Raw genomic sequence first — 15223 nt, 5'->3', positions numbered from 1 at the left:
TTGTTTAGGCTGCCTTGGAAGGCTTGGCTTCAGGAGCGTCGCCCTCTATCCGGCTCGGAACATCGCGCATGCTTTCCAGCGCCGCTGCCCGATCTTCGGAAATCACGCTTTCCGCGCCTTCGTCGCCGGCTTCATGATACTCAGCATCTTCGTTAACGTTCCACACATTCCATTTGCGCGAACCGGCTTCGATATTTTCCACCGTCAGCATCGCGGTCATCATCGCGTGATCCTGATTGTTATAACGGTGCATGCCGTTGCGGCCGACCATATGCAGAGTCGGGAAACGGTCCTCAAGATCGCTGCGCATGGACTCTACATTCTCTTCGTAGCTGTCATCGTAAACCGGATAGGCTTTTTCCTGACGCACAACCGCGCCACCAACCACATCTTCTGGTTTGCACAGACCGAGGATCGCCATTTCTTTCTTGGCCAATTCAACAAGATCTTCATCGGTTGAAGACCAAAGACCATCATTTTCAAAGCAGAAATATTCGAGGCCTACACAAGCGATCGACTCATCCGGCACCATTTCCGGCGACCAGCTTCGGAAATTCTGTACGCGGCCGACTTGCACCCGGTCATCATGGATATATATCCAGTTATCCGGGAACAAATCTTCGGATTTCACCATCAATGCTACCGTCAAGAAGTCACGATAGTTAAGATCCTGTGCTTCCGGCAGAGATTGCGGAAGCGGGTGAATACGCGTGGCTAGTTCGCGCATCGGCGCAGAGCTGATTACATGTTTTGCATTGATAACGGTTTCGCCATCTTCGGTCGAAGCCGACACGCGCCAGTTGCCGTCGGCATCCTGCGCCAATTGTTTCAAGCTATGACCCATGAGCACTTCATTGCCCTTGGACCGCACGAAATCGCGCGCCGCGTCCCACATCATGCCGGGGCCGAGGCGAGGATAACGGAAGGTTTCGAGCAAAGTCTTGGTTTCCATGCCGTCATTGGGCTTTTTGTTGAGACCCAATGAGCGTTTCAAACCGTCGACAACCGCGCTCCAAAGGCTCAAGCCTTTAATCCGTTGTGCTGCCCAATCCGCAGACATTTCGTCACAGGGCATGCCCCAGACTTTCTCGGTATAGGTTTTGAAGAAGATCGAATAAAGCTTCCAACCGAACTGATTAACCGTCCAATCTTCAAAGCTTTTGACGTTTTTATTGGGGAAGACCTTCGCCTTGGCATAGCTGACCATACACAAGGTCGAACGCCAGATGCCGAGGTTCCACAAAGCTTCAAAAGCACGCAGCGGATAGCTGTAAAATTTGCCTTCATAATAGATGCGGCTCATCCGCGGACGTTGAATGAAATCGTCAGGCAGGATTTCATTCCAAAGGTCGACAACTTCCTTGGATTTCGAGAAGAACCGGTGCCCACCAATATCAAAACGAAAGCCTTCATACTCGACCGTCCGGCTGATCCCGCCAACATAAGTCGGGTCTTTTTCGATCACCTTGACCGTATAGCCTTTTTTGCTGAGGAGATACGCGGCGGTGAGGCCTGCTGGTCCTGCGCCGATAACAGCTACATCTACGGGTTTAGTCGCTTCAGTCATAAAATCCGATCCCTGTTCAAAAACACGGCACTCGACAGCGCCAGTTCATGTTTCAGAAACCGGAGTGAACGAAATTGGTTAGCGATAAGTTAACGCAAGCGTAAAATTGGTCATAAGTCGCGGATTATTGTTGAATTTCCGGGAAATTTGGAATAATTCCTGATTCGCAGAGGCCAATTGCCTTTGCCAATACTCGGAGCTTTTTTGTTAGAGAATGTAACAACCAACTGATTTGAAACCCGTTTAGCGTTTCAAATCACAGTAACGGCGGAACCAGTGCGCATGGCGCAAAGGCCCCTTCGTCGTACCCTATGGTTTAATTTCCGAGTAAGTTTAATGAACATTTCAAAAGCTGAGCAGCGCGTGCTTCACGCGCTCGCTCAAGGCGGGCATATCCGCCACAAACGCAACAAGAATAGCAAGATAGACGAGGTCATGTGCGTGACCCGTGACGGCTATATCCTGTCCGACTGCACGCTCGACATATTCGCGCGCTTGAAACGCAGGCGGCTGATCATGTCCCGAAGGGGTAGCCCCTATCGCATCTCTCATCTCGGCAGGGTGTCTGTACGCCCCCAACTCGACAATAGATAAAGGAAAAACGATGAACAAACCTACGCACAATCCGATCAGACCAATTGTACATGAAGACATACCGGCTCTGAAGCGGATTATCGATGCAACCGATATGTTCCCCTCTGAAATGCTCGACGATATGATTGCCGGCTTTTTCACTGATGAGGGCAGTAACGAAATATGGCTCACCTATGACACCGACGATGATAAGGTCAGTGGCATGGGTGACGCCAAAGCGGTTGCCTATTGCAGGCCGGAAGAAATGACCGACAGAACATGGAATCTGCTGCTCATCGCTGTTCATCCAGACTGTCAGGGCGAAGGCATGGGTGCTGCCTTGATGAACCATATCGAGGAGCACTTGGCCGCACGAAAGCAGCGTGTTCTGATCGTTGAAACATCGGGAGCAGACGCCTTGGCCCGCACCCGTGAATTTTATCGGCTATGCCAATATGATCAAGAATCACGCATCCGTGACTATTATGAAGATGGTGACGATAAAATCACATTCTGGAAAGCCTTGCAGGGCTGACATTTCTGGATCAAAAACGCCCAGCCTGTCTCGCGATAGGTTGGGCGTTTTATTGTTGGTCACTCCACCAAATCATCCGGCAGCAACGGCTCGCTCAGCAATTTTTCCATCGCCTTCCAGCGCCAAACCGGAGCATCGCCTTGGCGTTCGACCCAGGCCTTGACCATATCCTGACCAAGCCCATAGTTGATCACATAGCTGCGATACTGGTCGTTAAATGACAAGGATTGCTCTGCACGTTCACGGCTCACCAATTGATATTTCTGGATGAGCGTAAGCGCTTCTTCCTTCATGATTTTCTTGTCGAGATAGGCCTGAGCAATGACAAAGCGCGCGCCTTTCAGATCGCTGAGCGCTTGTTGTAACTCAAAATAATCCGCCGCTGTGGTGGGGTCTAGTCCGGCCAGAGGGTAAAGCACGTCCCGTTCAAAAGTCAGGCGTTCCTCACCCGGAAAAGCCAGATCAATGCCGTAATTGGCTGACCCTTCGGCGATGAGTGATTGCGGCGAATAGAGCGGGTAGATGGAAAATTCCTGCCAGCCACGCTCGCGGGTCAGGCGCTGCTCGAGCAGCATGTTGTAAACATGATGACCCGGATAACCTTCATGGCAACCCAGATCGACCGCACGGCTAATGCGGATTGGCAGGTCGGTATTGATCTGGATCAAGCTTTGGAAGTTACCTTGATAATAATTATAGCCGCTCCAGCTCTTGCCAGTGACAAATTCCATCTTGAAATTTTCATCTGCTGGCAGCGTGATATGTGCTGCTGTCCGGCGTTTGCATTCGGCAATGGCGGCATCAAAAACCGGTTTCAAACGGTCAGTGGGGATAGTGAAGCGTGTCTGATAGGCTTCGACCCGTTCATGCAGTGCGCCTTCACCCGGGACTAGGGCTTCGATCTTCGTCAGCGCCGCATCATAGCTGCTCAAAGGCAGAAATGCCGGTGTCACCGCGAACAGACCTTTTGCTTCCCTCGCAAAAGGAAAAACCTCATCCTGCATCATTGCATGCCGGGTTAAAGCAGCTTCGAGCTGTGCCGACAAAAAACGCTTGCGGGCCTCCACCAACGTATCGTCGCTGGCTGGCAGGGCATCAAGCCGCAGCATCAGATCCACTATGCCGTTACCAAGCTCCCGCATGTCACGGGGCTTCGCTTTGGCCGCCGCTGCCCAATCCGCCGGACCATAATAGGCATCGACATAGCCCGCTTCCTGCTCACCGAGTTCCAGCGTTAGCTGAACATAGTCACTTGCGATTGCGTCCAGGTCAGTGCTGCGCTCAACATTCTCTGTCATCGCGTCAGCAGGTGCGACGGCATTTTGGGGCACTGCGCAACTGCACAGCAGCAGCATCAAGGCAAAGCTACTCTTGCCCCGAAACGCCATCACGCAGCCTTGGCCGGTTCAGCCGTCAGTTCGTCTTCATCTTTGGAAGGCTGCGGTGCAAAGCGCAGGATACAAAAGCCGACCACCGCAGACAGGAAAGATCCCATCAACACGCCAATTTTGGCCTCTTCTATCAACAACGCTTCACCAGGAAAGGCCAGCGCGCCAATGAACAGGCTCATGGTAAAGCCGATACCGCAAAGCATCGAAACGCCATAGACTTGCAGCCAAGTTGCACCGCCTAGGCGCTGAGCAAAACCGGTTTTCACAGCGATCCAGACGCTGGCAAAAATACCAACCTGCTTGCCAAAGAACAGGCCGGCCGCAATGCCTAGCGGCAAGGGTGCGAATATCTGTTCCATTCCAAGACCCTCTAGCGAAACGCCAGCGTTGGCGAAGCCAAATACTGGTACGATCAGGAAAGCACTCCACGGCGCAATCGCATGTTCCAATCGGTGAAGCGGTGAATCTTGTGCATCCGGCGAGCCTGGCGTCACCACAATCGGTATCACCATCGCTGCTAGTACGCCAGCAATCGTAGCGTGAACGCCAGATAGCAAGACCGCAAACCACAGTAAAAAGGCGAAGAATAAATATGCGAGCAGGGACTTCACTCCCGCTTTGTTCATCGTATACATGATACCCAAAATGACCGCAGAAGCGAGCAAGGCCGCACCATTAATTTCGGCTGTATAGACCAGCGCAATAATCGCCACTGCGCCCATATCATCGACAATTGCAACCGTGACGAGAAACAGCTTTAGCGACGTTGGAGCCCGCGGCCCAAGCAGCGCCAACACGCCAATAGCAAAAGCAATGTCCGTTGCGGCCGGAATCGCCCAGCCATTATAAAGTTCGGGCATATCGCGCACTATCGCCAGATAGATGAGTGCCGGAACCACCATTCCTGCGGCGGCCGCCAATACCGGCAAGCGCCGCCGCTCCCAGGTATTCAGACGGCCATCAACAAATTCACGCTTAATCTCAAGACCAACAAGCAGGAAGAATATCGCCATCAGGCCATCATTAATCCACAGATGTGGGGTCATGGGGCCAAGCTTCTCGCTGAGCACAGGACCTTCCAGCTCATGCAGGAAATGATGGTACATGTCATAGAGCGGACTGTTTGCCACAACCATTGCCAGCGCCGCTGCGACCATCAGCAATATACCGCCTGCCGCTTCACTTTTCAGGAAATTCCGCAGCGCAGAATCAGTGCCGGTTCGCGCTAGTTTCTCAGAGGTCATAAAAGGCCTTTTGTTGATCTATGATTTGCTAAGACCCATGCGCAGACATGCCTGTAAAATCAAGAGGGAGTATAGGTTTCTTTCAGGTAGAAATCAGAGCCTTTTAGCTGGTGGTGGCCTGGAATGTCTGCGCCATCAGCTGTTCTAGTGTAGCATTGTTACGCTCGTTCGTGTCAGAGGGTATGTCATCCAGCCACTCTGCGAGCTCAACGACAATATCTCGCGGTAGCAGCCGGATATCGGGAATATCTATATCCAATATGTCGCGTGGCTCCAGTTTCATCAAGCCGCTGGTGAGAACGCGAGCTTGAGTGATAATCGCTTCCTGCATCGCATCACTGTTGAGAAGAGCAACCAGTGAACGGGTCTGGATCGGGTCCAGTGCTTTGACATAAAGGCTATGAAAACAGGTCAGCGCCTTGACCCCCGCATCATTGTGGATGAAGCGCATCCGACCACGACCGAAGGTACTAGCCCAGATCGGCGCTGGTTCCCGCGCTTCTGCAGTATACCATATCCGTTTGGTTCGAGGCCCGTGTTTAAGCGGAATAGCTGCCGCTTCGCCTTGCCTAATATAGGCAGTCTCGGCCGGGGTAAGATCACTAGGCGGGTTGAACAGGAAACAGGCTTGCCCGGCGTCGGCCAATTTTTCAAAATCAGCCTGAGTGAACATGATGTCCGCCACTTGCGCCGCCTTGCCCAAACAGCGGTCCATCCGCGCGGTATTGAGCCCATGATCCTCGGCCTGCTGCCGGGACATGAGAAAATACTGATTTGCACCGGTTGCAATTCCGCGCTTAGTTGTAACTAGCTCTCCAAGCGGGATGTGCTCCTTAATTCTCGGCGTCGCGGGTTGACGCAGCAACACATCCCATTTTTTGCGAGACTGTAGAAAGTCGCCAGGCAGTGTCTGACGAATAATGGAGATATCCTGCTCTAGCGCCGCCAGTGAAGCCGGTGCAGTATCCCGAGGAACATAATAGCTTTTTACCGTGCGATGGGGTTTCCCTGCTTTCTCGATCAACAGAATGGAAGCAGTGGACATATTGTCTGCAAAGGCATGACCAGCATGATCGATCGCCACCAACCCGCTAAGCAGTCCCCGTTGCAGCAAATAGGCTTTTAGTGATTGACCGTAATTTGCCCCCATCCATTCGGCGGGGATTAATATTGCGGCCCGTCCACCCTGGGCCAGTTGCTCGCAAATCTTGATGACGAAATAGACATAAAGATTAGACTGCCGGCTCAATTTTTGCCCTGACCGCCGCTCAATATCGGCTGCGATCTCGCTACTAAGATCGTGGTCGCGGTGAATGACATAAGGTGGGTTCGCAACAATCCCGTCAAAACGATCATCCCAACCTGTCGCGAGGAAATCTCTTTCCCGAAAATCAAACTGGCAATCAGCTCCACCAGCTATTCGGGCTTGGGCCAGTTCCAGCAGCTGTCGATCAATATCATAGCCAGTGAACTTGCACCCTATGCGCCGCTGTTGACTCATATCGATGAGCAGCCCGGTACCCATTGCTGGATCAAGCACCGACACCGGCGAAGCATCAGCGATCCAGTCGATCATGATATTCGCATAAACAGTAGGAGTGAAAAACTGGCCGTGTTTTTTTCGGCGCGCCAGATCGGCCGATCTGGCAAATATTATCTCAGGCGAAGGCGCAATATCCGTTTTGGGTTTAGAAAGGGGTGCCGTGGAGTCCATTTACAAGGACATAAATCACCGACCGCCATTGTCGAGCCATTTGATAAGCGTACCGCCGAAGAAATCGACGGTACGCTCAACAGTTCCCAAAACAAAAGCCGATAAGGCCCTTTTGCATGGCTTTTTGATACCTCAAACAGAGCTTACCCAGCCAGGGCATGGTCTTTCAGCGGCAATCGCTTGAGATAGATATCAGCGATCTCGCCAGCGGTAAAAACCGGCGGCTGTTTCAAATTGGTCTCCGCTTGACCATCATCGCCTACACAAGCATTAATGGCCATCAACAACGAGTCAGCCAATGGTGCCGGATCGGTATTCTCGATATCGCCCTTCAGCATCAGGCTTTGCAAAAAATGCTCGATCTTCAACCGCAATGGCTCGTCTATCCGGTGATCATATTGTTCTTCAATCCACCGAAAGGCACGACGGTCTCTGGCCCGCGAAGCTCTGAGTTCGAAGCTTTCCGGCGATAGCAGAATAGCAATGCCGGCTTTGCAGAAACGGCGGAGCATTTTTTCCACCGGCTGATCAAGGTCAAACTTGATCTCGGCCATGGCCAGGTCAATCTTCTCAAAAAGCTCAAGACGCGAAGCACAATATAGTTCTTCACGATTGGCGAATTGATTATAAACGGTACGACGTGAAACGCCTGCTTCCGCCGCTACAGCTTCCATCGCAAATTCGTTAAAACTCTCCGCCCGCAGCTTTCGCCGCGCCGCGTCCAAAATCATCCGTCGAGAGGATGCGGGCCGCCATGCGGATCCTTCTGCATTTGCATCAGTCTTCAGATTTCTTGTTTGTACTCGGGTCGCCATTTTACACTCCTGTATCACTATCAGCCGGGGGGTCGGCCTCTAAAATGCACGAATGAGTTTACGTAAAGCGGTGTAAAATATCTTCTGCTATTCTACGAATGAGCTCTAAGAACCGACAAAAATGACCAAGGAGCAACAAACGACATTCTGAACCAAATGAACGACCCGGCGCAGCAGTTCCACTCCAGTAAAAACGGCTGCATAATCTCCGCATGGGCATAAACAGCGGAGCCATGAGGGGCGGGACATCCTTCCTCCAACTCATCCTGCTCGCAGGTTTGACCCGAATTGTATGTATCGGCCTGCATCCTCGCGGCAATATCGCGAAGCCCTACCGGTTCTTTTCCATTCACGAAAAATGCTTTGTTCAGCCCGATTTAATATCACCCAAACTATCTGCTTGTATCCCGTGGATAACAGTCTCCCTCAGGTTCCAGTCATGCCCCCTATTACGTTGTTGATCAGCGATGACGAGCCATTGGCGGTATCCCGACTGGCTGAACTAGTGCTGCGCATGGATGATGTGACGCTAGTGGGGGAAGCATCTGATGGCCAGGAAACACTGGAACTGATTGATTCGCTCAAACCAAATGTGGTCTTGTTAGACATAGAAATGCCTATTCTCGACGGATTTGATGTAATCGAGCATCTTTCCGCTTCTCTTGATGAAGCGGCTGAGCATATCCCACTGGTTATTTTCATCACGGCCTATCCCCAATTTGCGGTCCGGGCTTTCGAAACGGGTGCGCTGGATTTTATACCCAAGCCGGTGCGCTATGCGCGCTTGGTAGAGGCGATTGATCGCGCACGCTCCGCTTATGCTGACCGGGAAGCGCGACAACGTCTCGCATTGCTTGGCAAAACGCTCGATCAACTGAGGCAGGAACGATCCCGAGTAGTCGATGACGATCATTATCTTTGGGTGCCTCGCCATGGTGAAATTGTGCGCGTGGACTGCGACAGCATCGACTGGATCAAGGCAGAGGGCGAATATGTACGCCTCTATTGCGACCAGACATCTTATCTATACCGGCAAATGATCGGTGACTTTGTGGCTAACAACGCCGCCATCGGTTTCTTGAGGGTGCACCGATCCGCAGCCGTCAACGTCACGCGGATAGCTGCGATAAAACGGAGCACAAATGGGAGCCGCATGTTGCGTTTGAGCACCGGTGATGAAGTCGCCGTCGGCAGAAAATATGCCAAAGACGTCATGGCTATAATATCAACCAATATCGAATGATTCTGCTTTTATAATCAAGCAGGTAAAAGCCGCACTGGGCAGATTAATTGTGTATTTACAATGTTGTACACCCACCGTTGCATTGAAACTTCATCGCATTGGAAATGTTCAAAATACTGTCATATTTGATTGCTGAGCCGCTCTTTCTATCTATTTGGTTGCCGCTGTAATTAACCAAGGGAGCCAGCAATGCGGCCGAATTTCAAAACCAAAACTTTACGCAAATGTCTTACATCAGCTGCAATCGTGGCCGTGGCCATCTCTGCCACAACCGCCAAAGCACAAGATCAGGAAGGTACAGAGAGCGAAGATACTGCGGATGTGATTGTTGTTACCGGATCTCGGATCACCAATCCGAATCTGGAACTATCCAGCCCGGTCAACGTTATTGGCCGCGACCAAATTGATCTTGCCCCGTCTCTCACTGCGGAAGAGTTGATCCGCGAACTGCCAGGCGTAGTCTCCGATCTGGGCTCAGCGGTCAATAACGGCAGTAGCGGCGCAGCTGAAATCAACTTGCGCGGACTGGGTAGCAACCGTAACCTCGTTTTGCTTAATAACCGGCGGATCGTTCCGAGCGGTCTGACCGGTGTTACTGACACCAATCTGATTCCATTGGCATTGGTTGAGCGGGTTGATATCGTAACCGGCGGCGGCGGTACCGTTTATGGTGCTGATGCCATTTCCGGCGTTGTCAACTTTGTCCTCAAAGACGATTTCGAAGGCGCAGAAATTTCAACCAGCTACGGTGTGACTGAAGAATCCGATGGATCCGTTTTCCGCGCCGATTTGACGCTCGGCGGAAATTTTGCCGATGATCGCGGTAACGCCGTATTGAGCGTCGGTTACCGCACATCGGATCCTGTGCTGCAAGGTGATCGAGGCTTCGGTTTTGAGTCGCTGAATTCTGGCACCGGTGAGCCGCGGGGATCCGGAACGTCAGTCCCGACGGCTATCAACGGGCAGCAACTTGATCCGGATACCGGTTTGCTTTCAGACGATATCAACACGTTCAACTTCAATCCGTTCAATTATTATCAAACACCTTTCGAACGTTTTAATGTTTTCGGCGCTGCGCGTTATGAGGTTGCCGAGGGTATCGAAGTTTATGGGCAAGGCCTTTATTCCAAAAATACCGTCGAAACACAGTTCGCGCCTTCTGGATTATTCGGCACGACTTATAACTTGCCGCTTAGCAATCCGTTCTTGACCGATGCCTTGCGGAACCAGATCTGTGCGCAGCCTATTGTCGGATTTGGCCAAGCCGAATGTGACGCGGCTGCAGGTGTTACCGACCCAACTGACCCGAACTTCCGCGCACCAGCAGTGACCATCAATCGTCGTCTTGTCGAACAAGGTCAGCGCCAACAGACGCTGGAATTTGATGTTTTCCAGCTAGAAGCCGGTGTTCGCGGAGACATCACCGATACGATTCAGTTTGATGTTCATGCAGCACACGGGCGATCGACACGCGTCCGCAGCCAGAATAATAGTGGCCTGCGCTCACGCATTCAGCAGGGATTGTTTGCGGTTGATGCCGAAAATTGTATCGACCCGTCAAATGGTTGTGTTCCAATCAACCTCTTTGGTTCCGGTCAGGATATTTCTCAGGAAGCAGTCGCTTTCTTCAACCAGCCGGTGTCTGCAACCACTAAAACCGAGCTAACCACTGTGACAGGTTCGATTTCCGGTGACGCAGGCTTTACCATTCCGTGGGCAGAGACACCTGTAAACTTCGCCATCGGCGCCGAATATCGTGATAATGTCGCGTCAATCATTCCTGATATCGCGTCCGGTACGCCTGATGAGATACTCGGCAATGGCGAGCCGCTTGTGCCTCAGTCGGGTAGCTATGATGTTGTGGAGGTCTTTGGTGAACTGGTGGCGCCATTGGTCGAAGACAAACCGTTTTTTCATAGCCTGACTTTGGAACTTGGTGGTCGCTATTCGGATTATTCCAATACCGGCAGTAATTTTACGTGGAAAGCAGGCGGCAGCTGGGAGCCGGTAGAAGGCTTCAAACTGCGCGGTATTTATCAAAAGGCGGTGCGGTCTCCCAACATCGAAGAGCTGTTCCAGCCGACCACCACTGGATTGGATAATTTGGCAGTTGATCCTTGCGCGGGTGCAAATCCTGTCGGCAATGCGCAACTGACAGCAACCTGTATTGCTCAGGGCGCGCCAGCGGGCCAAATCGGTTCTATCCCTCAACCTTCTGCGGGTCAAATCAACGTGACGAGCGGCGGAAATGAAAACCTAGATGTCGAAAAAGCGAGAACCATAACCATCGGTGCTGTTATACAACCGGCCATCGTTCCTGGTTTAACGGTATCCATTGACTATTATGACATCGTCGTCAAAGACGCTATCTCTGAAACCACCGTAAACGATGTTTTCGCACCTTGTTTTGCAGCACCAAGCGCCAATAACCCCACCTGTGCCTTGATCCAGAGAAACCCGCTCAACGGGAGCTTGAACGGTGGTTCAGATACGCCGGGCGCCACTCTCACTCTCTCCAATCTGGGGCGCTTTGAAACATCGGGAATTGACTTTGGCATAAACTATCAGCGCGAGTTAAATTTCGCTACGCTTGGCCTGCAATTCAACGGCAACTATACTATTGAAAATAAGTTCCAGGCGACACCAACCAGCGTCAATCGCGAATGTGCCGGGTTTTATAGCGTTGCTTGCACAACCATCGGAGGCATTAAACCGGAGTTTCAGTTGAACAGCCGGGTCAGTCTGAGCCGGGAGGAAGGTTCCATCTCACTGGGCTGGCGGCATATTTCTGGCCAGGATATTGAACCCTCGCTCGAGGGAAGTTTTCTGCCCGAGTTCGAAAGCATTGATTCCTACAATATCTTCGATCTGGCAGTGAGAGGGAACGTGATGGAAACACTCAACGTTACCTTTGCTGTTGATAACTTGTTCGACAAAAAACCACCAATTGTCGGGAACGATATTGGGACGACCGACTTTAACAGCGGAAACACGTTCCCAACGACCTATGACGCTCTAGGCCGTCGTTATACAATTGGTGCGACGCTGACGTTCTAAACAAGCACTCACAGATCGGAAAAGAAAGGCGGCCGTGCAAATGGCCGCCTTTCTTGTTTTAATGAAGGCTTAGCACCCCGTTCAAGGCCGCGAAATCATCCCGCCATCCAAAGCAATCGTTTGTCCGACCAACCAAGAAGACGCTCTTGAACTGAGGTAGAGAGCCGTTCCTGCAATATCTTCCGGTGCCCCCATACGGCCGCGCGGGATTTGGGAGATTGCCATTTTGGTCATCCCGTCATTCTCAACAATCTGCTTGGTCATGTTGCTTGGGAAGAATCCTGGTGCAATCGCGTTCACATTGATGTGATAGGACGCAAGGTCAGTTGCCAAATGCTCAGTCAAATGGATCACGCCGGATTTACTAGCGGAATAGGCATAAGTCGGCATTCCGGAATTTCGGATACCATTGATCGACGCGATATTGATAACCCGCGCTGGATCATCTGCATTGCCGGACGCCTTCAACAGCGGCAAGAATTTCTGGGTGGCAAAGAATATCGCCTTGATGTTGATATCCATCACCTTGTCCCAACCCTTTTCGGGAAAGTCCTCGATCGGGGCAGCCCAGTTGGCGCCCGCATTGTTGATCAGGATATCGACCTGGCTTTCCCGCTCGCTAACCGCCGCGACAAAGGCTTCAATGCCTTCGACATTCGACAGGTCAGCGGGAATGGCGATACATTCGCCCAGCTTAGAGAGCTCCTCCGCCATCGCCATCAATCGCTCTTCCTTGCGCGCGGTGATGTAGACTTTCGCTCCGTTCTCCACCAAACCGCGCGCCATCATCGCGCCAATGCCGCTTGATCCGCCAGAAACAACGGCGACTTTACCGCTCACGTCAAATAGGCTCTTCATATCCACTCCTGTGTGCTGATTTCGATGAGCGCATCCATTCCACAGCCGTGCCCGCTTGTCACGTGTGATGAGCGTTTGAGCCTTCTGCGAGTAGGATTGGCTCTTACATGGTCTATTTGGGGCCGTAGGGCCTCTATTTGTATTATCTAGAGATTTGGTTCCGAGAAACACTGCCGTTTGTTGAAAGACGTTTTCGCCTCGTCAGGCTACCCTTGCTTGCGCTGCGGGATTTTTGCCGACTCCGATCCCCAGGATCGGCTCTGCTCGGCAAAAATGGTGGACAGGATAGGATTCGAACCTATGTACGCTTACGCGGGCAGATTTACAGTCTGCTGCCTTTAACCACTCGGCCACCTGTCCATTTGGTTGCCTAATCTTGACCGTTTTTCGGCAAGATGCGGCTCAATGACGAAAGCATCGCTCAGTGTCAATGCCTGCCCTTTCAAAATCGCACATTTGCAGTGAAAAAAGGCGAAAAAGGGGTGTGACATTGCGACCAAGCAGCTAAGGAGCTCTATGGCACGCAAAAATAGATCTGTGAAGAAAACCGGCGGCGGTTTGAAATTCTGGGGCCGGCACGCTGTGGAAGCGGCGCTGGCCAATCCCCATCGGTTCGTGAAGAAAATATCGGGGACGCGAGAAGCACTCGATACGCTGGACCTACCGGCAGACCTTGCCGTGGTTTATAGCGATGTTGCCGACCTTGGCCGGGTCATTCCGCGCGACGCGCCGCATCAAGGCATGATCGCCGATGTTGATCCCTTACCTGATATCTGGCTAGGCGACATGCTCGACAAAGCGGCAGACAAAGGCCGTCCGATATTGGTGCTGGATCAGGTCACTGATCCCCATAATGTAGGCGCCATATTGCGCTCCGCCGCGGCCTTTGATGCCGCAGCGATTGTGACGCAGGATCGCCATGCACCGCCTGAGTCTGGTACATTGGCGAAATCGGCTTCAGGTGCCTTGGAGATTGTTCCCTGGGTACGCGTAGTCAATCTGGCGCGGGCGCTGGATGAAATTGCAGAGGCGGGATATTGGCGCATCGGTATGGACGGCGAAGCGGACGACACGCTGGGCGGCATCATGGGGCAAAGCAAACTGGCTTTGGTGATGGGCGCGGAAGGCGAAGGCCTGCGGCAAAATGTTGCAGCTCATTGTGATGCGCTGGCGCGGCTTCCCATGGCCCCGCGGATGGAGAGCCTGAATGTCTCCAATGCAGCAGCCATTGCTCTTTATGCAGAATATACACGAAACCGGGAGAATTAGATGAAACAGATGTTCAAATTTGTTGCGGCGCTTTCCGCACCGTTATTGCTATCAGGCTGCTTTTTATTGCCCGGGAAGTTCAACGCGAACCTGAAGATACTCGACGGCGATCGCTATGAATTCGGTTATACTGGACAAATTCAGATGTCCATGCCCGACGATGGCAAATTGAAAAAACCAAGCAACGAACCATTTGATACGGCGAAGCTGAAATGCCGTGACCGCGTTTATAAGAGCAATGGTGAAGTCAATGCCCAGCGCCCGGTTTATGGGGATGACTATGACCAGTATGGAAAAGACGCTGATCCATCGATTGACACTAGCAAACGCAGCTATGATATCGTTGATCGTGACTGCGCCGAAGAAGAAATCACCAAACGCAAAGACGAATATGATCGTCAACAAGCGCGCAAGCTAAAGCGGTATAATGAAGAATCCGCAATGGCTGGCGCATTTTTCGGCGGTCCTATTCCGGGCGATGACGAAAGCATGGCTGCATTTGCCAAGAAATTGAGCAAATATCAGGGCTGGAAAAAGGTCGAGCATGCTGGTGGCAACATATTTGATGTCGAATATAGTGAAACCGGAACTATCGGCAATTATTTCAGCTTCCCGGTCCTCCCGGATGCACAGATGCAATATCCGTTCTTCCAGATCATCCGGCGCAGCGATGGCGCTGTGGAATTGATTATGCCTGGCATCGCTGGTCAAGGCAGCTTGTTCAATGTGATGATGATGAAAGAAAGCGGCGGTAAAGCGCCCAAGATTTCTGAAATTGATGGCGTTTTGACGGTCGAAACCAATGGTACGGTCGTCAACAATAACAGCATTGATGGCTTTACTGAAAAGGGTGACCGGAAAATGATGAGCTGGAACATCGGCAAGAATGCCGAGTCCGAAGACGGACCACGCGCGCTGATTAGATTCTGATCAACATTTGATAAGCATAAAAAAGGG

12 protein-coding genes and 1 tRNA gene are annotated in these 15223 nt (G+C 51.8%); 6 read left to right on the top strand and 7 right to left on the bottom strand.

The genetic code is table 11. The features are described 5' to 3' along the window. Positions 1-4: 4 nt before the first annotated feature. Entirely contained in the window at positions 5-1567 is a 1563-nt protein-coding gene (locus ABJM21_RS15890; protein ID WP_348301903.1) for an NAD(P)/FAD-dependent oxidoreductase, read from the bottom strand. Positions 1568-1903: 336 nt separating this feature from the next. Between ABJM21_RS15890 and ABJM21_RS15885 the strand changes: the two genes are divergently transcribed. Together ABJM21_RS15885 and ABJM21_RS15880 are read left to right on the top strand one after the other, a co-directional pair. Beyond that, entirely contained in the window at positions 1904-2161 is a 258-nt protein-coding gene (locus ABJM21_RS15885; RefSeq protein WP_348301902.1) for a YjhX family toxin, read from the top strand. Positions 2162-2171: 10 nt separating this feature from the next. Next, entirely contained in the window at positions 2172-2675 is a 504-nt protein-coding gene (locus ABJM21_RS15880; RefSeq protein WP_348301901.1) for an N-acetyltransferase, read from the top strand. 59 nt (positions 2676-2734) lie between these two features. On the opposite strand, the gene ABJM21_RS15875 is transcribed toward ABJM21_RS15880, so the two are convergent. From ABJM21_RS15875 to ABJM21_RS15860, 4 genes are all read right to left on the bottom strand, one after another. Beyond that, a complete protein-coding gene (locus ABJM21_RS15875; protein ID WP_348301900.1) occupies positions 2735-4063 on the bottom strand; it encodes a hypothetical protein in 1329 nt (442 codons plus the stop codon). Further along, positions 4063-5310: a Na+/H+ antiporter NhaA gene (gene nhaA, locus ABJM21_RS15870; protein WP_348301899.1), complete on the bottom strand. Its 1248-nt coding sequence runs from the start codon at positions 5308-5310 to the stop codon at positions 4063-4065. Before nhaA ends, ABJM21_RS15875 begins: the two co-directional genes overlap by 1 nt. A 103-nt stretch (positions 5311-5413) precedes the next feature. Then, positions 5414-7024 carry an N-6 DNA methylase gene (locus tag ABJM21_RS15865; protein ID WP_348301898.1) on the bottom strand — a complete coding sequence of 537 codons (1611 nt, stop codon included), beginning with the start codon at positions 7022-7024 and terminating at the stop codon, positions 5414-5416. Positions 7025-7167: 143 nt separating this feature from the next. Next, positions 7168-7839 (bottom strand): TetR/AcrR family transcriptional regulator, encoded by a 672-nt coding sequence (locus tag ABJM21_RS15860; RefSeq protein ID WP_348301897.1) that lies wholly within the window; start codon positions 7837-7839, stop codon positions 7168-7170. Between the two features lie 439 nt (positions 7840-8278). On the opposite strand from ABJM21_RS15860, the gene ABJM21_RS15855 reads away from it, so the two are divergent. Next, a complete protein-coding gene (locus tag ABJM21_RS15855) occupies positions 8279-9082 on the top strand; it encodes a LytTR family DNA-binding domain-containing protein (RefSeq protein WP_348301896.1) in 804 nt (267 codons plus the stop codon). A gap of 189 nt (positions 9083-9271) precedes the next feature. After that, positions 9272-12139 (top strand): TonB-dependent receptor, encoded by a 2868-nt coding sequence (locus ABJM21_RS15850; protein ID WP_348301895.1) that lies wholly within the window; start codon positions 9272-9274, stop codon positions 12137-12139. A gap of 81 nt (positions 12140-12220) precedes the next feature. Here ABJM21_RS15850 and ABJM21_RS15845 read toward each other — a convergent pair whose 3' ends face one another. After that, on the bottom strand, positions 12221-12997 hold the full coding sequence (locus tag ABJM21_RS15845) for a glucose 1-dehydrogenase (protein ID WP_348301894.1): 777 nt from the start codon (positions 12995-12997) through the stop codon (positions 12221-12223). A gap of 274 nt (positions 12998-13271) precedes the next feature. After that, positions 13272-13357 (bottom strand) — tRNA-Tyr (locus ABJM21_RS15840). A gap of 156 nt (positions 13358-13513) precedes the next feature. Here ABJM21_RS15840 and rlmB point away from each other — a divergent pair. Continuing rightward, positions 13514-14266, top strand: coding sequence for a 23S rRNA (guanosine(2251)-2'-O)-methyltransferase RlmB (gene rlmB, locus ABJM21_RS15835; RefSeq protein ID WP_348301893.1), 753 nt, complete (start codon positions 13514-13516; stop codon positions 14264-14266). Next, the gene (locus ABJM21_RS15830) at positions 14267-15196 is read left to right on the top strand and encodes a hypothetical protein (protein ID WP_348301892.1); all 930 of its coding nucleotides are present in this window, start codon (positions 14267-14269) and stop codon (positions 15194-15196) included. Positions 15197-15223: the final 27 nt, after the last annotated feature.

Origin of the sequence: Parasphingorhabdus sp. (assembly GCF_039977335.1) — a bacterium.
Classification (GTDB): Bacteria; Pseudomonadota; Alphaproteobacteria; order Sphingomonadales; family Sphingomonadaceae; genus Parasphingorhabdus.
The sequence above is the reverse complement of the archived record's forward strand: the minus strand, read 5'-3'. Positions and strand labels throughout refer to the sequence as shown.